The 23,011-nt window shown below is 71.8% G+C and carries 2 protein-coding genes; both read right to left on the reverse strand.

Translation table 11 applies throughout. From position 1 onward, the window contains the following. Positions 1 to 33: 33 nt before the first annotated feature. Positions 34 to 10,377, reverse strand: a complete 10,344-nt coding sequence (locus AC07AB_RS04815) for a non-ribosomal peptide synthetase (protein ID WP_478560072.1) — start codon at positions 10,375 to 10,377, stop codon at positions 34 to 36. Further along, positions 10,374 to 23,009, reverse strand: coding sequence for a non-ribosomal peptide synthetase (locus AC07AB_RS04820; protein WP_478560074.1), 12,636 nt, complete (start codon positions 23,007 to 23,009; stop codon positions 10,374 to 10,376). The genes AC07AB_RS04815 and AC07AB_RS04820 overlap by 4 nt, the downstream gene beginning before the upstream one ends. Between the last annotated feature and the right edge of the window lie 2 nt (positions 23,010 to 23,011).

Here is a 23,011-nt window from a genome sequence, read left to right on the forward strand (position 1 = left end):
CTCCTGTATTCGCGAAGGCCACCCGCAGGCAGCTCACAACGTGTCCAGCATTTCGTCCAGCAGACGTCCGACATGGGCGACGGCGCTCGCCTCGACCATGATTCCCTCATGGTCGGAGTCGATCAAGTGGTCCCTGATCTCGCCCCCCACGAAGGGGCGCCAGGTCTCGGGGCCGCGCCGCCGCATGATGTCCGCCTCGGTCCGCCCGGCGGTGAAGAACATCACGTCACCGGTGAACCGGCCCGGGGTGAACCCCCACATCAGACGCGTGTTGTTCACCCACAGGTCCTTCATGGCGAGGATCTCCTCCGCGCCCAGATGCGCCATCGCGTAGTTCCCCTGCCGCAGGAACTCGCGGTAGCGCTCCACGGGAAAAGCCCCGTCCTCGATCTCCGACTCCTCGAACGGGAACCCGATGCCCCGCAGATTCCCGGCGACGATCTCCCGCTCGGCGGGGACCGACTCGCCCTGCCGCCAGGTCATCGGGAAGGAGTCCAGGATCGCCAGCAGCTCGACCTCCTCGCCCTGCCGCTGCAACTCGGCCGCGATGGCGTGCGCGATGTGCCCGCCGATCGACCAGCCCAGCAGCCGGTACGGGCCCTCGGGCTGTACGGTGCGCAGCTGCGCCAGGTAGTCCGCCGCCGCCTCCTCGACGGTCGCGGGCAGCGGCTCCGCGCGGCCGATGCCGCGCGCCTGGAGCCCATACACCGGGTGTTCGGGTCCGATGTGCGCCAGCAGAGCGGCGTAGCACCAGCTCAGCCCGGCCCCCGGGTGGACGCAGAAGACCGGGGGCCGCGATCCGCTCGTACGCAGCGGCAGCAGCACCGCGTGCGGGTCCGGCTCCGCCCCCGAGTCCAGCGCGGCGGCGAACTCCGCGACCGTGGGGGCGGCGAAGAGCTGACGGACCGCCACCTCGACGCCCAGTGCGGCCCGTACCCGGCTCACCAGCCGGGCCGCGAGCAGCGAATGGCCGCCGAGCTCGAAGAAGCTGTCGTCGACGGTGACCCGGTCCACTTCGAGGACCTCGGCGAACAGGGCGCACAGCGCCGTCTCCCGCGGCGTCCGCGGCTCCCGGCCGCTGGAGGCGGCCGCGAAGTCGGGTGCGGGCAGCGCCGTGCGGTCCAGCTTGCCGTTCTGCCGCAGCGGCAGCACGTCGAGGGTCATGAACGCCGACGGCACCATGTAGTCCGGCAGTGCGGTCCCGACGTGTTCGCGCAGGTCGCCCGGGCTCGGCGCCGCGCCCTCGGCGGGCACGACGTAGGCGACGAGGTGCTTGCCGCCGGGCCCTTCCTCGTGCACGGCGACCGCCGCGCGGGCGACGTGCGGGTGGGAGGCGAGCGCCGCCTCGATCTCCCCGAGTTCGATGCGGAAGCCGCGGACCTTCACCTGGTGGTCGGTGCGGCCCAGGTACTCCAGCTGCCCCTGGGCGTTCCACCGCACCAGGTCGCCGGTGCGGTACATGCGCGCGCCGGCCGGGCCGTAGGGGTCGGCGACGAACCGCTCCCCCGTCAGCCCCGGCCGCGCGACATAGCCCCGCGCCAGCGCCGCGCCCGCCAGGTACAGCTCGCCCGCGACACCCGGCGCCACGGGGCGCAGCGCGCCGTCGAGCACGTACGCCCGGGAGTTGGCGATCGGCCGCCCGATCGGGGCGACGCCCGGCCAGCCGGTGACGGACTCGGGCAGCGTGTACGCCGTCACCGCGTGGGTCTCCGACGGCCCGTAGTGGTTGTGCAGCCGCCTGCCCTCGCCCCGGCCGGTGAACGCGCGCACCGCACCGCCGAGCGTCAGCGCCTCTCCGCCCTGTATGAGCCGCTTGAGCGCGGGCAGTGGTGCGCCCTGCTCCTCGGCGGCCCCGCACAGGGCGTCCACCACCAGGTTCGGGGCGTGCAGCTCCGCCACCCGGTGGCGCTCCAGCCAGGCGACGAGCCGCTCCGGGTCGCGCCGTACCTCTTCGGGGCAGGCCACCAGCGTCTTGCCGTGCAGCAGCGCCGAGAGGATCTCCTGGACCGACACGTCGAAGCTGACCGCCGTGAACTGCGCGACGCGGGTGCCCGGCGGGCTCGGCAGCTCTGCCGCGTGCCAGGTCAGCAGGTTCTTCAGCGCGCCGACGGTCATCACGACGCCCTTCGGCTTGCCCGTCGACCCCGAGGTGTAGATCACGTACGAGGGGTGGTCGGGCAGCAGGGCCGTGGTCCGCTCGGCGGCGGTGAGGTCCGGCGCGGGCCCCTGACCGCCGATCAGCTCCGCGAGCTCCGGGCCGTCCAGTACGAGCCGGGGGGTGCTCCCCGCGTCGGCGGGCGGCAGGGACCGGGCCGCGGCGGTGCTGGTCAGCACCAGGACGGGGCCGATGTCGGCCAGCATGTGGGCGATGCGCTCGGCCGGGTACTCCGGGTCGACGGGCACGTAGCCGGCGCCCGCCTTGACCACGGCCAGCAGTGAGACCACCAGGTCGATGGAGCGCGGCAGGGCCACCGCCACGAACCGCTCCGGGCCCGCGCCGTGCTCGACGAGCAGCCGGGCCAGCCGGTTCGCCCGCGCGTTCAGCTCCGCGTACGACAGTTCCTCGTCCTCGAAGACGACGGCCACCGCGTCCGGGGTACGGGCCGCCTGCGCCTCGAAGAGGTCCGGCAGCGACTCGTCGGGCACCGGGAGCGCGGTGTCGTTCCACTCCACGAGCACACGCCGCCGCTCGGCCGGTTCGAGGACGTCGATGGCGCTGACGGGGAGGTCCGGCCGGGCGGCCACGGCGGTGAGCACGCTCACCAGGCGGCCGGCGATGGTCCGCGCCGTCTCGCGGTCGAACAGGTCGGTGCTGAACTCCAGCAGGCCGCCGATGCCCGCCGGAGCGCCGTCGGCCGGTGTCCGCTCCCCGAGCGAGAACAGCAGGTCGAAGCGGGCGACGCCGGTGCCGACCCGGTGGCCGGAGACCGCCACGTCCGGGGAACCGCCGGCGTCCGGGCCCGACTCGCTGTGGTGGCCCGCGTTGTTGAAGACCAGCATCGTCTGGAAAAGCGGGTGCCGGGACATCGACCGGACCGGCTTGACCACGTCGACCAGCCGCTCGAACGGCACGTCCTGGTGCGCGTAGGCGGCGAGCGCCGTCTCCCGCACCCGGGCCACCAGCTCGGTGAAGGCCGGGTCCCCCGACACGTCCGTGCGCAGGACGAGGGTGTTCACGAAGAACCCGACCAGGTCCTCCAGGGCGTCGTCCGTGCGTCCCGCGATGGGGGTGCCCACCGGGACGTCCGTCGATCCGCTGAGCTTGGCCAGCAGGGTCGCCAGCGCGGCCTGCACCACCATGAACACGCTGGACTGGGTCGCGCGGGCCACCTGGGCCAGCGCCGCGTGCACGTCGGCGGGGATCTCGAAGGCGACCTCGTCGCCCCGGTAGGTGGCCTCCGCCGGGCGCGGCCGGTCGGCGGGGATCTCCAGCTGGTCCGGCAGCCCGGCCAGCGCCTTCCGCCAGTACGCGAGCTGCCGCGAGATGGTGCTCTCGGGGTCGTCCTCGGCGCCGAGGACCTCGCGCTGCCACAGGGTGTAGTCCGCGTACTGCGCGGGCGGCGGCGTCCAGCCCGGCGCCCGGCCCGTGGTCGAGCGCGCCGTGTAGGCGGCCGTCAAGTCGCGGACGAGCAGCGGCATGGACCAGCCGTCGGTGGCGATGTGGTGCACCAGGATCAACAGGACGCGCTCGTCGCCCCCGGTCTCGAACAGCCAGCCGCGCAGCGGGGGTTCGCGGGTCAGGTCGAAGGCGTGCCGCGCGGCCCGCTCCAGCTCTCCCGCGAGGCCGTCCTCGGACGTGGCGACGACCGTCAGCTCCGGCGCGGCGTCCCGCTCCGCCACGACCCTCTGGTACGGGCCTTCGGCGTCCTCGGCGAAGACCGTGCGCAGGGTCTCGTGCCGCGCCACGACATCGGCGAACGCGGCGCGCAGCGCGTCGGTGTCCAGCGCACCGGACAGCCGGATGCCGGTCGGCACGTTGTAGGTCGGGCTGGGTCCCTCCAACTGGTGCAGGAACCAGAGGCGTTGCTGTGCGTAGGACAGCGGAAGCCGGTCGGGCCGGGTGCGCGCCGTCAGCGGGGTCCGTCCGGCGGCGGAACCGGACAGCTCCGCGGCGAGAGCTGCGACCGTCGGCCGCTCGAAGAGTTGACGGACCGACAGTTCGGTGCCGAGCGCCGTACGGACGCGGCCGGCGAGCCGCGTCGCGAGGAGCGAGTGGCCGCCCAGCTCGAAGAAGTCGTCGTCGACAGTGACGCGGTCCACGCCGAGCACCTCGGCGAAGATCCCGCACAGGATCTCCTCCTGCGGGGTGCGGGGCTCGCGGCCGGGGTTCTCGGCGGTGTATTCGGGGGCGGGCAGCGCCTTGCGGTCCAGCTTGCCGTTGGGGGTGAGCGGCAGCGCGTCGAGAGTGACGACGGCGGACGGCACCATGTAGTCGGGCAGCGCTTCACCCACGTGCCGACGCAGCGCACCCGCATCCGCTTCACCGCCGTCGGCGGCCACCACATAGGCGACGAGCCGCTTGTCGCCGGGCCGGTCCTCGCGCACCACGACGGCGCTGTGCGCGACCTGGGGCGAGCGGCCCAACACCGACTCGATTTCCCCGAGTTCGATGCGGAAGCCGCGGATCTTGACCTGGAAGTCGGTGCGCCCGATGTACTCCAACTCACCGTCGACGCTCCACCGCACCAGGTCACCCGTGCGGTACATACGCGCCCCGGACCGACCGTACGGATCAGCCACGAACCGCTCCGCCGACAGCCCCGGGCGCCCGTGATACCCGCGCGCCAAGCCCTCGCCCGCGATGTACAGCTCACCGCTGACGCCCGGCGCGACCGGACGCAGCCCCGCGTCCAGCACATACAGCCGCGTATTGCGGATCGGCCGCCCGATCGGCGGCGTCACACTCGCCCCCGACCGCGAATACCACGCCGCCGCGTACACCGTGGCCTCCGTCGGCCCGTAAATATTCGCCAACCGCTCCGCACCGACCGCCCGCACGATGTCATTCGCCGCCTGCGCCGACAACGCCTCACCCGCCAGCACCACACTGCGCGCGGTGACAGGGAGCCGCCCTTCGCCGACGATCTGGGACATCGCCGAGGGCACGCCGCTCACCAGGCCGGCGGCCACGGCCTTCCGGGAGCCATCCGCGAGTGCGAGCAGGTCCCGTACGACCTCGATCGAACCACCCGAGAGCAGAGGCCCGAACATCTCGAAGACGGAGACGTCGAAGTTGAGGGACGTCGACGCCACCACATGAGCCAGCTCCTCGGCCCCGAACTCCGCCGCCGCCCACGCCGCCAGATCCGCGACATTCTCATGGGGAACCACCACACCCTTCGGCATTCCCGTGGACCCCGACGTGTAGATCGCGTACGCCGGGTGGAGCGGAAGCAGCGCGGCGCTGCGGTCCCCGTCCACCGGAGCGGCGGCGGAGCGATCCGCGACGGCCTCCATAGTCTGCGGGTCGTCGAGCACCAGGCGCGCCGGGCCGCCCTCGGGCAGCCGCGACAGCACGTCCTCGACCGTGATCAACAAGGCGGGCGCGGCGTCCGTCAAGAGGTACGCGATGCGGTCGGCCGGGTACTCCGGGTCCACCGGTACGTACGCCGCCCCCGACTTGAGCACGGCGAGCAGGGACACGATGGTGAGTTCCGAGCGCGGCAGGGAGATCCCCACAAAGCCCTCGGGGCCCGCGCCCAGCGCGATCAGATGGTGCGCGAGCCTATTGGCACGCTCATTCAACTCCGCGTAGGACAGGGCCACTTCGCCGCACACGACAGCGACGGCGTGCGGAGTACGGGCCGTCTGCGCCTCGAACAGTGCGGGCAGCGTCGTCCGCGGCACCTCGTGCGCGGTGTCGTTCCACTCCTCCAGCACCCGCCGCCGCTCGCCCTCCCCGAGCACGTCCACCTGACTGACCGGCAGCTCCGGGGCGGCGGCGACCGCCTCCAGCAGCCGCACGAACCGCTCGCCGATCCGCTCGACCGACACCCGGTCGAACAGGTCGGTGCTGTACTCGATGACGCCGTTGATCCCGTCGGGCGCGCCGTCGGCGGCCCGCCCGTCGGCGAGGGCGAAGCGCAGGTCGAACTGGGCGATGCCGGTGCCGACGCGGTGGCCGGTGACGCTCAGCCCCGGCAGCTGCCCGCCCCGCTCCCCCAGGGCCGCCCGCTGGTCGACGTTGTTGAACGCCAGCATCGTCTGGAACAGCGGGTGCCGGGACATGGACCGGGCCGGGTTGACCGCCTCGACCAGCCGCTCGAAGGGCACGTCCTGGTGCGCGTACGCCGCCAGGTCCACCTCCCGCGCACGGGCGATCAGATCGGTGAAGGCGGGGTTGCCGGAGGTGTCGGTGCGCAGCACGAGCGTGTTGACGAAGAACCCGACCAGGTCCTCCAGCGCGTCGTCCGTACGGCCCGCGATGGGCGTGCCGAGGGGGATGTCCGTACCGCCGGTGAGCTTCGTCAGCAGCGCCGCCAGCGCGGCCTGCACCACCATGAACAGGCTGGCCCGGTTCTCCTGGGCCAGCGTCTCCAGGCGCTGGTGCAGGGCTGCGGGTATCGCGATCGGCACGTTGTCGCCGCGGTAGGAGGTCACGGCCGGTCGGGACCGGTCGGCCGGCAGCCCCAGCTCCTCCGGCAGCCCGGCCAACGCCGTCTCCCAGTAGGTGAGCTGACGGGAGATCGGGCTGTCCGGGTCCTCGTCGGAACCGAGGATCTCCCGCTGCCAGAGGGTGTAGTCCGCGTACTGCACCGGCAGCGGCGCCCAGTCGGGCGCCTGTCCCATGGAGCGGCCGGTGTAGGCCGTGGTGAGGTCGCGCACCAGCAGCGGCGTGGACCAGCCGCCGTCGCTCACGATGTGGTGCACGAGGACCATCAGGACGTGCTCGTCCGTCCCGGTCTCGAAAAGCCAGGCGCGCAGCGGAAGTTCGGCGGCCAGGTCGAAGCCGTGGCGCGCCGCGCGGTGCAGCTCCTCTTCCAGGCGGGCCTCGGTGGTGCGTACCGGCGTCAGCTCGGGCCGCGCGCTCCTCGCGTCCAGGACCCGCTGGTACGGGCCCTCGGCGTCCTCGCCGAAGACCGTGCGCAGGCTCTCGTGGCGCGCCACGACGTCGCCGAGCGCGGCGCGCAGCGCGTCGGTGTCCAGGGCGCCGGACAGCCGGAGGGTGGTGGGGATGTTGTAGGTGGCGCTGGGGCCCTCCAGCTGGTTGAGGAACCACAGCCGCCGCTGGGCGAAGGAGACGGGTACCCGCTCCGGGCGGGGGCGTGCCGCCAGCGCGGTCCGCGCGCCGCCGCCCGTGCCGATCGCCTCGGCCAGCCCGGCGACGGTCGGCGTCTCGAAGAGCCTGCGGACGGACATCTCCGCGTCGAAGGTGGAGCGGATACGGCCGGCGAGGCGGATCGCGGCCAGCGAGTGGCCGCCGAGGTCGAAGAAGCTGTCGTCGACGGTGACCCGCGGTACGCCCAGGACCTCGGAGAACAGTCCGCACAGGATCTCTTCCTGCGGGGTGCGCGGCGCGCGCCCGGCCTTGTCGACACCGTACTCGGGGGCGGGCAGGGCCTTGCGGTCCAGCTTCCCGTTGGGCGTCAGCGGCAGCGCGTCGAGGGTGAGAAAGGCCGAGGGCACCATGTAGTCGGGCAGCGACGCGGCGACGTGCTTGCGCAGCGTGGCGGGGTCGAGCGCCGTGCCGTCGGCGGAGACGGGGTAGGCGACGATCCGCTTGTCCCCTGGCTGATCCTCGCGCACGATGACGACGGCGCGCGCGATGTCGTGATGGGCGGTCAGGACTGCTTCGATTTCGCCGAGTTCGATGCGGAAGCCGTGGACCTTCACCTGGAAGTCCGTACGGCCGATGTACTCCAGCTCACCGACCGCGCTCCACCGCACCAGGTCACCCGTCCGGTACATACGGGCACCGGCCGGACCGTACGGGTCGGCAACGAACCGCTCCGCCGACAGGTCCGGACGCCGGTGGTAACCACGCGCCAGCCCGTCACCCGCGATATACAGCTCTCCCGCCACACCGGGGGCCACCAGACGCAGCCCGGCATCCAGCACATACACCTGCGTGTTTCCGATCGGGCGACCGATCGACACCGCCCCGGAAGCGTCCACCTCCGAAGCCGTCGACCAGATCGTCGTCTCCGTCGGACCATAGAGGTTGGTCACCGAACGACCAGCCGCGACGAGCGCACTCGCCAGATCGCCCGGCAGCGCCTCGCCGCCGACCAGCACCCGCACACCCGACAGATCCGCGCCGGTCTCGACGACCGCGTGCCACAGGCTGGGGGTCGCCTGCATCGCCGTGGCGCCCGAGAGCTTGATCAGATCGGTCAGAGCTGCCGAGTCCTTGACGGTCTCGCGAGAGGCGAGGACCAGCCCGGCGCCGCTGAGCAGCGGGAGATACAGCTCCAGACCGGCGATATCGAAGCCCACCGTGGTAACCGCCAACAGCCGGTCATCCGCGCCGAGTTCGAAACGCTCCTGCATCGAGGACAGGAAGTTCACGAGCGCCGAACCGGGCACCACCACGCCCTTCGGGCGGCCCGTCGAGCCCGAGGTGTAGATCGCGTACGCGGCATGGGCCGGCGAGCGGCCCGGAACCTGTACGTTCTCGGGCGAGCGGCCGCTGAGGTCGAGGTCCCGGAGGTCTTCCACAGCCAGCGTCAGGACCGGCCGCGCGTCGTCGAGGACGTAGTCGATGCGGTCCTGCGGGAAGTCCGGGTCCACCGGTACGTACGCGGCACCCGACTTCAGCACTGCCAGCAACGACACCACCAGGTCCACAGACCTCGGCAGCACGACCGCCACGAACCGCTCGGGACCCGCACCCCGCTCCACCAGATACCGCGCCAGACGGTTGGCACGCCCGCTCAACTCCGCATACGAGAACTCCACACCCTCGAACACCAACGCCACCGCATCCGGCGTCCGCGCCACCTGCGCCTCGAACAGCACCGGCAGCGACACCTCGGGAACCTCACGCGCGGTGTCGTTCCACTCCACCAGCGCCCGCCGCCGCTCGGCGTCCGCGAGGACGTCGAGCCGTGCGACAGGCGCGTCGGGCGCGGCGACGACCGCCGCGAGCACCCGTACGAACCGCTCCGCGATCCCCTCGGCCGTCGCGCGGTCGAACAGGTCGGTGCTGTAGTTCAGCGCGCCGGCCAGCCCCTCCGGCCGGCCGCCGGGGCCGTGCTGCTCGCCCAGGGTGAAGGAGAGGTCGAAGCGCGCGAAACCGCTGCCCGTCGGATGCTCGGCGACCGTCAGCCCCGCCGTGCGGTCGGCCGCCGCCCGGGCCTGGCTCTCGTCGTTGTTGTTCCAGGTCAGCAGGGTCTGGAAGAGGGGGTGCCGGGACATGGAGCGGGTCGGGTTGAGCACCTCGACCAGCCGCTCGAAGGGCACGTCCTGGTGCTCGTACGCCGCCAGGTCCGACTCCCGCACGCGTCCGACCAGATCGCGGAACGTGGGGTTGCCGGAGACGTCGGCGCGCAGCACGAGGGTGTTGACGAAGAACCCGACCAGGTCCTCCAGCGCGTCGTCCATACGGCCGGCGATCGGCGTGCCGACGGGTACGTCATCGCCCGCGCCCAGCTTCGACAGCAGGGCCGCCAGGGCCGCCTGCACCACCATGAACACGCTCGCGCGGCTCTCCCGCGCCAGCCCCGCGAGCCCGGCGTGCACTGCGGCCGGTACCTCGATGGGCAGGGTGTCGCCGCGGTAGGAGGCGGTGGCCGGGCGCGGCCGGTCCGTCGGCAGCTCCAGTTCCTCCGGGAGCGCTTCGAGCGTGGCCCGCCAGTAGGCCAGCTGCTGGGAGATGACGCTCTCCGGGTCGTCCTCGGAGCCGAGGACATCCCGCTGCCAGAGGGTGAAGTCCGAGTACTGGACCGGGAGTTCCTCCCAGTCCGGCGCTCCGCCCTCGCGTCGGGCCGTGTAGGACGTGAGCAGGTCGCGTACGAGCACCGGCGTCGACCAGCCGTCGCCGGCCATGTGGTGCACGAGGAGCAGCAGCACATGGTCCCCGGGCCCGGCCTCGAAGAGCGTCGCCTTCAGCGGGATGTCGGCGAGCGGGTCGAAGGCGTGTCGGGCGGCCGACTCCAACTCCCGGTCCAGCCCTTCCTCGCCCACGGGCACGACGGTCAGCTCGGGGCGGGCGTCCCGCGCGTCGAGGATGACCTGGTGCGGCCCGTCGGGGCCGTCGGCGAAGAGGGTGCGGAGCGTCTCGTGCCGTTCCACGACATCGGCCAGGGCGGCGCGCAGCGCCTGCCGGTCCAGTTCCCCGGACAGTCGCAGCGCGGTGGGGATGTTGTAGATCGCGCTGGGGCCCTCCAACTGGTGGAGGAACCACAGCCGGCGCTGCGCGAAGGACAGCGGAATCACGAGTTCTCCTTGTTCTTGGGCTGGCGGCGGAGGGCCGGGCGGGCCTTGGCCGCCTTCTTCTCGGCCAGGCTGCTCGCGAGGCCGGCGACCGTGGGCTCCTCGAAGAAGCCGCGGATGCTCATCTCCTTGCCGAGGGCCGAGCGGACCCGGCTGGCCAGGCGGGTCGCGAGGAGCGAGTGGCCGCCGAGGTCGAAGAAGCTGTCGTCGATGGTCACCTCCGGGACGCCGAGCACCTCGGCGAACAGGCCGGCGAGGGTCTCTTCCTCCGGTGTGCGGGGCGCCCGCCCGGCGCTCGCGGTCCCGTAGTCGGGTGCGGGCAGGGCCTTGCGGTCCAGCTTGCCGTTGGGTGTCAGCGGCAGGGCGTCGAGGGTGACGACGGCCGCGGGCACCATGTAGTCGGGCAGCGACGCGCCGATGTGCTTGCGCAGCGCGCCCGCCTCGGGGGCCGTGCCTTCGGCCGGGACGACGTACGCGACGAGCCGCTTGTCGCCGGGCGCATCCTCGCGCACCACGACGGCACCGCGTGAGACGTCGGCGTGGCCGGTCAGGACTGCTTCGATCTCGCCGAGTTCGATGCGGAAGCCGCGGACCTTCACCTGGAAGTCCGTACGGCCGATGTACTCCAGCTCACCGACCGCGCTCCACCGCACCAGGTCACCCGTCCGGTACATACGGGCACCGGACGGTCCGTACGGGTCGGCCACGAACCGCTCCGCCGACAGGTCCGGACGCCCGTGATAACCACGCGCCAGACCATCACCCGCGATATACAGCTCTCCCGCCACACCGGGGGCCACCGGACGCAGCCCGGCATCCAGCACATACACCTGCGTGTTTCCGATCGGCCGACCGATCGACACCGCCCCGGAAGCGTCCACCTCCGAAGCCGTCGACCAGATCGTCGTCTCCGTCGGACCATAGAGGTTGGTCACCGAACGACCGGCCGCGACGAGCGCACTCGCCAGATCACCCGGCAGCGCCTCACCGCCGACCAGCACCCGCACGCCGGAGAGCGCGGCCCCGGCTTCCAGGAGCGCGTGCCACAGGCTCGGGGTGGCCTGTACGGCCGTGGCTCCGGACTGCTTGACGAGAGCGGCCAGCTCGGCAGGGTCCTTGACGGTCTCGCGGGAGGCGAGGACCAGCCCCGCGCCGTTGAGCAACGGGAGATACAGCTCCAGACCGGCGATATCGAAGCCCACCGTGGTGACCGCCAACAGCCGGTCATCCGAGCCGAGTTCGAAACGCTCCTGCATCGACGACAGGAAGTTCACCAACGCCGAACCCGGCACCACCACGCCCTTCGGGCGGCCCGTCGAACCCGAGGTGTAGATCGCGTACGCCGCCTGCGAGGGCAGCACGGCGGCCTCGGGGTCCGCTGTCGAGTACGTGCTCAGATCGAGGCCCGCGAGTTCCGGCTCTGTCAGCGTCAAGACCGGCCGCGCGTCGTCGAGGACGTAGTCGATGCGGTCCTGCGGGAAGTCCGGGTCCACCGGTACGTACGCGGCGCCCGACTTCAGCACCGCCAGCAACGACACCACCAGATCCACGGACCTCGGCAGCACGACCGCCACGAACCGCTCGGGGCCGGCACCCCGCTCCACCAGATACCGCGCCAGACGGTTGGCACGCGCGTTCAACTCCGCATACGAGAACTCCACACCCTCGAACACCAATGCCACCGCATCCGGCGTCCGCGCCACCTGCGCCTCGAACAGCACCGGCAGCGACACCTCGGGAACCTCACGCGCGGTGTCGTTCCACTCCACCAGCGCCCGCCGCCGCTCGGCGGCGTCCAGCACATCGATGGTGCTGACGGGAGCCCCGGGCGTCTCGGCGGCCGCTTCCAGCAGGCGTACGAGCCGCCGCGCGAACCCCTCGGCCGTCGCCCGGTCGAAGAGGTCGGCGCTGTACTCGATGACGCCGTCCATCCCTTCCGGCACACCCGCGGCGTCATGCCGCTCGGCGAGGTTGAAGGCCAGGTCGAACTTGGCGAACTCCATGCTCACCTGCTCGCCCGTGACCTCGACGCCCGGCAGCCCGACGGCGTCGCGGCCGGCCGAGCCGCCTGACTCGTTGTTGTTCCACATCAGCATCGTCTGGAACAGCGGGTGGCGGGACATCGAGCGGGCCGGGTTGACCACCTCGACCAGCCGCTCGAACGGCACATCCTGATGGGCGTAGGCCGCGAGGTCCGTCTCCCTTACGCGCTCGACGAGTTCGGCGAACGTCGGGTCGCCGGAGACGTCGGTGCGCAGCACGAGCGTGTTGACGAAGAACCCGACCAGCTCGTCGAGCGCGTCGTCCGTGCGGCCCGCGATGGGCGTCCCGATCGGTACGTCCTCGCCCGCGCCGAGCTTCGACAGCAGGGTGGACACGGCGGCCTGGACCACCATGAACAGGCTCGCGCGGCTCTCCCGCGCCAGTTTCGCCAGCCCCGCGTGCAACTCGGCGCTCAGGCCGAAGGACACGGTCTCGCCGCGGTAGGTCGCCGTAGCCGGGCGGGGCCGGTCGCGGGGAAGTTCCAGCTCCTCCGGGAGGTCGGCCAACGCTTCTTCCCAGTAGGTGAGTTGACGGGTTATGGCGCTGTCGGCGTCGTCCTCGCTGCCCAGCAGCTCACGCTGCCACAGGGCGTAGTCGGCGTACTGCACGGGCAGCGGCGACCACTGCGGGAGCGCGCCCGCGCACCGCGCCGCGTAGGCGCGCGCCACGTCCCGGGCGAGCACGAGGTCCGACCAGCCGTCCGTGACGATGTGGTGCACCAGGAACAGCAGGACGTGCTCGTCCGGACCCACCTCGAACAGCCAGGTGCGGATGGGTATCTCGGCCGCGAGGTCGAACGGCCTGCGTGCCGCCTCGGCGACGCGCCGCTCCACCTCCGCGCCCTCGGTCCGTACGACCTCCATGGCGGGGCGGGCCTCGTCGGGGGCGAGGATCACCTGGTAGCTGCCGTCTTCGTCCTCGGCGAAAACGGTGCGCAGGCTCTCGTGCCGCGCCACGACGTCGGCGAGGGCCGCCCCCAGCGCCTGCTGGTTCAGCTCGCCCTTGAGGCGGAGTGCGGTCGGCATGTTGTAGGTCGCGCTCGGGCCCTCCATCTGGTGGAGGAACCACAGCCGCTGCTGTGCGAAGGACAGCGGCAGCCGGTCGGGGCGCTCCATGGGCACGACGGCGGCCCGCGCGCTGCCGGCCCCTCCGGCGGCGGCGAGGGCTTCGGAGAGGGTGGCGACCGTCGGCGTCTCGAAGAGCTGACGGATCGCCATCTCCACACCGAGCGTCGAACGGGCCCGGCTGACCAGCCGAATCGCCAACAGCGAATGCCCGCCCAACTCGAAGAAGTCCTCATCGACGCCGACCCGCGCCACACCCAGGATCTCCGCGAACAGCCCGCAGAGGATCTCCTCCTGCGGGGAGCGCGGTCCGCGGGTGGCGGGAGCGGAGGTGAACAGCGTCTGGGTGCCGTAGTCGGGTGCGGGCAGGGCCTTGCGGTCCAGCTTCCCGTTGGGCGTCAGCGGCAGGGCCTCCAGCGTCGTGAACGCGGACGGCACCATGTACTCGGGGAGTGCGTCGGACAGGTAGGCGTGGAGTTCCGCAGCGCTCGGAGCGGCGGTGACTGACGGGTCTGGCACGACGTAGGCGGCGAGGCGTTTGTCGCCCGGCTCGTCCTCCCGCACGACCACGGCAGCCCGCGACAGCGACGGATGACCCGCCAACGCCGCCTCGATCTCCCCCAGTTCGATACGGAACCCCCGCAGCTTCACCTGATCGTCCGCACGACCCACGTACTCGATATCACCACTGGCACGACGACGCACCACATCACCCGTGCGATACATCCGCCCACCACCGTCGCCGAACGGATCCGCGACGAAACGCTCCGCCGTCAACCCCGCCCGCCCGTGATACCCACGCGCCAGAACCACACCCGCCACATACAACTCACCAGGAACACCCACCGGCACCGGCTGCAACGACGCGTCCAGCACATACGCACGCGTATTGGCGAACGGACGCCCGATCGGCACCGCACCCGCCGGAGTCGGCACACCGGGCGACAGACGGAATTCGAGGCAGTTCACCGTCGCCTCCGTCGGACCGTACGCATTGAAGACCGTCACACCCGGATGCGCCACACGCCAACCGTCCAGCACCTCACCGACCAGCGCCTCACCACCGAGAACCAACATCCCCGACGGCGACACCTCCTCCGGCAACGCCTCCAGAACCGACAGGTGACTCGGCGTCCCCTTCATGAAGGTCGGACGCGGACCAACGGCAGCGCCCTCATCCAGCTCCGCCAACCGCACACACCCGCCACTGACCAGCGGCGTGTACAACGCGGTCACCGTCAAGTCGAACGCCAACGGCGAATGCACCAACGACACACCCGACACCGCGTCCGCATACACCTCACGCGCCCGCACCACATACGCACCCACCGAACGGTGCTCAACCACCACACCCTTCGGCACACCCGTCGAACCCGACGTGTAAATCATGTACGCGGGGTGACGTACCGACAGCGGTGCGAGCCGTGCCACGTCGGCCGGTCCGGAGGCCATCGCCTCCAGGGTTTCGGGGGTGTCCAGCAGCAGCCGTTTGGCGGCGGCGTCGGGCAGTCGCGCGGCGAGTTCGCCGTTCGTGAGCACGAGCGCGGGGGCCGCGTCGGTCAGCATGAACGCGATGCGCTCGTCCGGGTACTCCGGGTCGACCGGCACATACGCACCGCCCGCCTTGAGCACCGCGAGCATCGCCACCACATTCTCCGCCGACCGCGGCAACACGATCGCCACAAACCGCTCCGGCCCCACACCACGATCCACCAACAACCGCGCCAGGCGACCGGCCCGCTCATCCAACTGTCGGTAGGTGAGCGTCGCTTGACCGTCCATCACAGCCGGTGCGTCCGGTGTGCTCGCGGCCTGCGCCTCGAAGAGGTCGGGCAGCAGCGCGTCCGGGACCTCGCGGTCCGTGTCGTTCCACTCCACCAGCTCCCGCCGGCGGTCGGCCGCGTCCAGCATGTCGATCCGGCCGACCGGGCTGTCGGGGGCGGCGGCCACCGCCTCCAGTACGCGCACGAACCGGTCGGCGAAGGTCTGGGCGGTCTCCTGGTCGAATAGGTCGGCGCTGTACTCCACCTCGCCCCTGATCCCGGCCGCCGTGCCCTCGTCGCCGCGCAGGTCCGCGAGGGCGAAGCGCAGGTCGAAGCGGACCACTCCGGTGCGTACCGAGTGCCCGTCCACGGCCAGATCGGGGAGCTGGGTGGTCGACTGCACGGCCTGGTGCCCGGCGTTGTGCCAGGTGATCAGGGTCTGGAAGAGGGGGTGCCGGGTGATGGAGCGAGCCGGGTTGACCACCTCGACCAGCCGCTCGAACGGCACGTCCTGGTGCGCGTACGCCGCCAGGTCCGCCTGCCGCACCCGGCCCACCAGCTCGGCGAAGGTCGGGTCGCCGGAGACGTCGGTGCGCAGCACCAGCGTGTTGACGAAGAACCCGACCAGGTCCTCCAGCGCGTCGTCCGTACGGCCCGCGATGGGCGTGCCCAGCGGTACGTCGTCCGATCCGCTCAGCTTCGCCAGCAGGGCGGCGAGGGCGGCCTGTACCACCATGAACAGGCTCGCGTGGTTCTCCTGTGCCAGCGTCTCCAGCCGCTGGTGCAGAGCGGCGGGCAGGTCGAAGCGGACCGTGCCGCCGCGGTGCGAGCCCTCGGCCGGCCGGGGCCGGTCGGTGGGGAGCCTGAGCTCCTGCGGGAGGTCGGCGAGGGTGTCCCGCCAGTAGGCGAGCTGCTGGGAGAGCACGCTCTCCGGGTCGCTCTCGGAGCCGAGGACCTCGCGCTGCCAGAGCGTGTAGTCCGCGTACTGCGCGGGCAGCGGCGCCCACTCCGGGGCCCGGCCCTGGGAGCGTGCGGCGTAGGCGACGGTGAGGTCGCGTACGAGCAGCGGCATCGACCAGCCGCCGTCGCCCGCGCTGTGGTGCATGAGGAGCAGCAGTACGTGCTCGTCGGGGCCTATTCCGAACAGCCAGGCGCGCAGCGGGATTTCGGCGGTGATGTCGAAGCTGTAGCGGCCCGCTTCGTCGATCCGCGCCTCCAGTTCGCCCTCGGTGGCGACCTCGGCGAACGTGATGCCGGTCCGTACGGCGGGGTCCTGGGCGTCCAGGATGATCTGGTGGCCGCCTTGGGAGTCCTCGGCGAAGACCGTGCGCAGGCTCTCGTGCCGTGTCACGACGTCGGTGAGCGAGGAGTGCAGGGCGTCGCGGTCGAGGGCGCCGGTGAGGCGGAGGGCCGCGGGGACGTTGTAGGTGGAACTGGGGCCCTCGAACTGGTTGAGGAACCACAGGCGTTGCTGTGCGAAGGACAGCGGGATCCGTTCGGGGCGCGGTCGCGCGGTGAGCGCGGTACGGGCGCCGCCCGCGCCGCGCAGCACGTCGGCGAGGCCGGCGATGGTCGGAGTCTCGAAGAGCCTGCTGATGGCCAGTTCGACGCCGAAGGTGGAGCGGATGCGACCGACGAGCCGCATGGCGGCGAGCGAGTGGCCGCCGCGCTTGAAGAAGTCCTCGTCGATGGAGGACGGCTGGACGCCGAGCACCTCGGCGAACAGGCCGGCGAGTATCTCCTCCTGCGGGGTGCGCGGTGCGCGCCCGGCGCTCTCGACGCCGTACTCGGGCGCGGGCAGCGCCTTGCGGTCCAGCTTGCCGTTGGGCGTGAGCGGCAGCGCCTCCAGCGTCACGAACGCCGACGGCACCATGTAGTCGGGCAGCGACGCGCCGATGTGCTTGCGCAGCGCGCCCGCCTCGGGGACGGCGCCCTCGGCCGGGACGATGTACGCGACGAGCCGCTTGTCGCCGGGGCGGTCCTCGCGGACCACTACGGTGCCGCGCGCCACCGAGGGGTGCGCGGCGAGCACCGATTCGATCTCGCCGAGTTCGATGCGGAAGCCGCGGACCTTCACCTGGAAGTCCGTACGGCCGATGTACTCCAACTCACCGACCGCGCTCCACCGCACCAGATCACCCGTGCGGTACATACGCGCCCCGGCCCGACCGTACGGGTCAGCCACGAACCGCTCCGCCGACAGATCCGGACGCCCGTGATAACCACGCGCCAAGCCGTCACCCGCGATATACAACTCCCCCGCCACGCCAGGGGCCACCGGACGCAGCCCAGCGTCCAGCACATACACCTGCGTGTTTCCGATCGGCCGACCGATCGACACCGCCCCGGAAGCGTCCACCTCCGAAGCCGTCGACCAGATCGTCGTCTCCGTCGGACCATAGAGGTTGGTCACCGAACGGGCGGACCCCGCGAGCGCACTCGCCAGATCACCCGGCAGCGCCTCACCGCCGACCAGCACCCGCACACCCGACAGCTCGACGCCGGACTCGACCAGCGCGTGCCACAGGCTGGGGGTCGCCTGCATCGCCGTGGCCCCGGAGCGCTGTACGAGCGCCGCGAGACCCGGCAGGTCCTTGACGGTCTCGCGGGAGGCGAGGACCAGCCCCGCGCCGTTGAGCAACGGGAGATACAGCTCCAGACCGGCGATATCGAAGCCCACCGTGGTGACCGCCAACAGCCGGTCATCCGCGCCGAGTTCGAAACGCTCCTGCATCGACGACAGGAAGTTCACCAACGCCGAACCCGGCACCACCACGCCCTTCGGGCGGCCCGTCGAACCCGAGGTGTAGATCGCGTACGCCGCCTGCGAGGGCAGCACGGTCACGTCGAGGTTCGCGGCGGAGTACCCGTCGAGGAAGAGTGTCCGGAGGTCGGCCTCGGTCAGCGTCAGGACCGGGCGCGCGTCCTCCAGCATGTACGTGACGCGGTCCTGCGGGAACTCCGGGTCCACCGGCACATACGCGGCGCCCGACTTCAGCACCGCCAGCAGCGACACCACCAGGTCCACAGACCTCGGCAGCACGACCGCCACCAGCCGCTCCGGGCCCGCGCCCCGGTCGGCCAGATGCCGGGCGAGGCGGTTGGCGCGGGCGTTGAGCTCCGCGTACGAAAGGGTCTCGTCGCCGAAGACCAGCGCCGTGGCGTCCGGGGTGCGCGCCGCCTGCGCCTCGAAGAGCGCGGGCAGCGTCGCGCCGGGAACGTCGCGGGCGGTGTCGTTCCACTCCGCCAGCACCTGCCGCCGCTCGGCGTCGGCTAGGACGTCGAGCCGCCCGAGGGGCGCCTCGGGCGCGGCGGCGACCGCCTCAAGCACCCGCACGAACCGCTCGGCGAACCGCTCGGCCGTGGCCCGGTCGAAGAGATCGGCGCTGTACTCGATGACGCCGTCGAGACCGGCGGGCGCGCCGTCGGCGTCGAGCTGCTCGGCGAGGTTGAACGCGAGGTCGAACTTGGCGACCCCGGTGCTCACCCGACGGCCCTCGACGGCCAGGCCCGGGAGCCCGTCCGCGGCGTCGGCCGAGGCGTGCTGATCGTTATTGTTGAAGGCCAGCAGGGTCTGGAAGAGAGGGTGCCGCGAGAGCGAGCGGGCCGGGTTGAGGACCTCGACCAGCCGCTCGAACGGCACATCCTGGTGCGCGTACGCCGCCAGGTCCGCCTCCCGCACGCGTCCGACCAGATCGCGGAAGGAGGGGTTGCCGGAAACGTCGGTGCGCAGCACGAGCGTGTTGACGAAGAACCCGACCAGGTCCTCCAGCGCGTCGTCCGTACGGCCCGCGATGGGCGTGCCGATCGGTATGTCGTCGCCCGCGCCGAGCTTCGACATCAGGGTCGCGAGGGCCGCCTGTACCACCATGAACACGCTCGCCTGATTGGCGCGCGCGAGGGCCGCGAGCCGCCCGTGGAGTTCCGCGGGGATCTCCAGGGGGACTTCGTCGCCCCGGTAGGTGGCCTTCGCCGGGCGGGGCCGGTCCGTCGGCAGCTCCAGCTCCTCCGGCAGACCCGCGAGCGCGTCCCGCCAGTGTGCGAGCTGCTTCGAGATGGCGCTCTCGGCGTCGTCCTCGCCGCCGAGCAGTTCACGCTGCCACAGGGCGTAGTCGGCGTACTGCACCTCCAGCGGCGACCAGCGCGGGGAGCGTCCGGTGCGGCGCGCGTTGTAGGCGCCGGCCAGGTCGCGTACGAGCAGTGGCATCGACCAGCCGTCGCTGGCGATGTGGTGCACGAGGAGCAGCAGTGCGTGTTCCTGCGGTCCCACCTCGAACAGCCAGGCACGGATGGGGATTTCGGTGGAGAGGTCGAATCCGTGCCGGGCCGCGGCGTCGAGCCGTTCCTGGAGCCGGTCTTCGCCGACGGACTCGATCTCGAACGTCGGCCGCGCGGCTTCCGCGCCGGGGTCCAGGACCAGCTGGTGTCCGCCGTCGGCGTCCTCGGGGAAGAGGGTGCGCAGGCTCTCGTGCCGGGCGACCACGTCGCGCAGCGCGGCCCCTAGCGCCTGCTGGTCGAGGGCGCCGGTCAGGCGCAGGGCGGCGGGGAGGTTGTAGGTGGCGCTGGGGCCTTCGAGCTTGCCGAGGAACAGCAGCCGCTGCTGTGCGAAGGAGAGAGGCAGTCGGTCGGGGCGCTCCATGGGGACGACGGCGGCCCGTGCGCTGCCGGCTGTTCCAGCGGTGGCGAGGGCTTCGGAGAGGGTGGCGACCGTCGGCGTCTCGAAGAGCTGACGGATCGCCATCTCCACACCGAGCGTCGAACGGGCCCGGCTGACCAGCCGGATGGCGAGCAGCGAATGCCCGCCCAGCTCGAAGAAGTCCTCATCGACACCGACCCGCGCCACACCCAGGATCTCCGCGAACAGCCCGCACAGGATCTCTTCGCGCGGCGAGCGCGGGCCCCGCGTGGCGGGTGCGAGTCCGGCGTACGCCTGCTGGGTTCCGTAGTCGGGTGCGGGCAGGGCCTTGCGGTCGAGCTTCCCGTTGGGCGTCAGTGGGAGCGCGTCGAGGACGACGAACGCGGACGGCACCATGTAGTCGGGGAGCGACGCGGCCAGGCGCGTGTGGAGTTCGGCGGAGCCGGGAACCGCGTCGGACGATCCGTTGGGCACGACGTAGGCGGCGAGGCGCTTGTCGCCCGGCTCGTCCTCCCGCACGACCACGGCAGCCCGCGACAGCGACGGATGACCCGCCAACGCCGCCTCGATCTCCCCCAGTTCGATACGGAAACCCCGCACCTTCACCTGATCGTCCGCACGACCCACGTACTCGATATCACCACCGGCACGACGACGCACCACATCACCCGTGCGATACATCCGCCCACCACCACCGCCGCCGAACGGATCCGCGACGAAACGCTCCGCCGTCAACCCGGCACGCCCGTGATACCCACGCGCCAGAACCACACCCGCCACATACAACTCACCAGGAACACCCACCGGCACCGGCTGCAACGACGCGTCCAGCACATACGCACGCGTATTGGCGAACGGCCGCCCGATCGGCACCGGACCCGCCGGGGTCGACTCACCAGGCGCGAGACGGAATTCGAGGCAGTTCACCGTCGCCTCCGTCGGACCGTACGCATTGAAGACCGTCACACCCGGATGCGCCGCACGCCAACCGTCCAGCGCCCCACCGACCAGCGCCTCACCACCGAGAACCAACATCCCCGACGGCGACACCTCCTCCGGCAGCGCCTCCAGAACCGACAGGTGACTCGGCGTCCCCTTCATGAACGACGGCCGAGGACCAGCGGCAGCGCCCTCATCCAGCTCCGCCAACCGCACACACCCGCCACTCACCAACGGCGTGTACAACGCGGTCACCGTCAAGTCGAACGCCAACGGCGAATGCACCAACGACACACCCGACGCCGCGTCCGCGTACACCTCACGCGCCCGCACCACATACGCACCCACCGAACGGTGCTCAACCACCACACCCTTCGGCACACCCGTCGAACCCGACGTATAGATCATGTACGCGGCGTGGGACTGCGCGGGGGTGCGGCCCAGGTTCTCGTCGGATACGCCGTCGAGCGCGAGGGAGCCCATCTCCTCCTCGGTCAGGGTCAGGACCGGTCGGGAGTCGGCCAGCATGTGGGCGATGCGCTCGTCCGGGTACTCCGGGTCGACCGGCACATACGCGCCACCCGCCTTGAGCACCGCGAGCATCGCCACCACATTCTCCGCCGACCGCGGCAACACGATCGCCACAAACCGCTCCGGACCCACACCGCGGCCCGCCAGCACCCGCGCCAGGCGGTTCGCCCGGGCGTTCAGCTCCGCGTAGGTCAGGGACTCGTCGCCGAAGACGAGCGCCGGGGCGTCGGGGGTGCGCGCCGCCTGCGCCTCGAACAGCTCGGGCAGCGTCGTGGCGGGGACCTCGCGGGCGGTGTCGTTCCAGCCCTCCAGCAGCTGGTGGCGCTCGTCCGCGCGCAGCACGTCGGTGCGGCCCACGGGCAGGTCCGGGTCGGTGGCGAAGGTGTCGAGGACCTGGAGCAGGCGGTCGCCGATGGCCTCGACGTCGGCCTCGGTGAGCAGGTCGGGCTGGTAGAAGAACCGGAAGCCCAGGTTGGTGTGGGGCATCGCCACGAGGCTGAGCGTGTAGTGGTTGGCGGAGGTGCTCTCCGCGGCGGAGACCTTGAGCCCGCCGGGGGCGGCGCCGGTCTGCTCGCGGGCCTGGTCGAGCGGGAAGTTCTCGAAGACCAGGGAGGTGTCGAAGAGTTCGCCGATGCCGGCCTGCCGCTGGATGTCGGCGAGGCCGAGGTGCTGGTGGTCCAGCAGCCGGGACTGCTCCTCCTGTACGCGCACGAGGAACCGCGAAAGGGGCTCGGCGGGGCGCAGCCGGGCGCGCAGCGGGAGGGTGTTGATGAAGAGGCCCACCATGTCCTCGACGCCCGGCAGGTCCGCCGGGCGGCCGGAGACGGTGACGCCGAAGACCGCGTCCTCGCTGCCGGTGAGGCGGCCGAGTACCAGCGCCCAGGCGCCCTGGACCACGGTGTTCAGGGTCAGGCCGTGCGCGCGGGCCCGCTCGACGAGCGCGGCCGTCGCCTGCTGGGTCAGCCCGAACTCGTACCGCTGCGGCGCGGCCGGCATCCGGCCCGCGTCCATGGGGGCGACGCGGGTCGGCTCGGTCAGCCCGGCCAGCGACTCCCGCCAGGCCCGCTCCGCGGCGGGCCGGTCCTGCTTCGCCAGCCAGTCGAGGTAGTGCCGGTAGGGCCGCGCCTCGGGCAGGCCGCCGGCGTCGCCGCGGCTCACGTAGAGGGCGTGGAACTCGCGCAGCAGAACGGGCAGGGACCAGCCGTCGAGCAGGGTGTGGTGCATGGAGAGCACCAGCCGGTGCTGCTGCTCGGCGAGCTTGACCAGCAGGAACCGTACGAGCGGCGGGCGGCTTACGTCGAAGCGCCGGGCGCGGTCCGCGGCGACGAGCCGGTCGGCCTCGGCCGTGCGCTCCGTCTCGTCGGCGATGCCGCTGAGGTCGGCGTCCTCCCAGGGCAGCGGGACGGTGCGGGCGACGAGCTGGGCCCATTCGCCGGTCTTGCGCTGCCGGAAGGCGACCCGGAGGTTCGAGTGGCGCTGGAGCAGCGCGCCGCCGGCGGCCCGCATTCCCTCGTGGTCCAGCTCGCCGTCCAGGTGGAACACGAGCTGGACGGTGTACACGTCCGGGGCCGCCTCGTCGTACACGCTGTGGAAGAGCAGCCCTTCCTGCAACGGGGACAGCGGCAGAATGTCCTCGATTACCCGCGACTGTCGGCTCACGT

The sequence above is a fragment of the Streptomyces sp. NPDC044033 genome, from assembly GCF_056434425.1.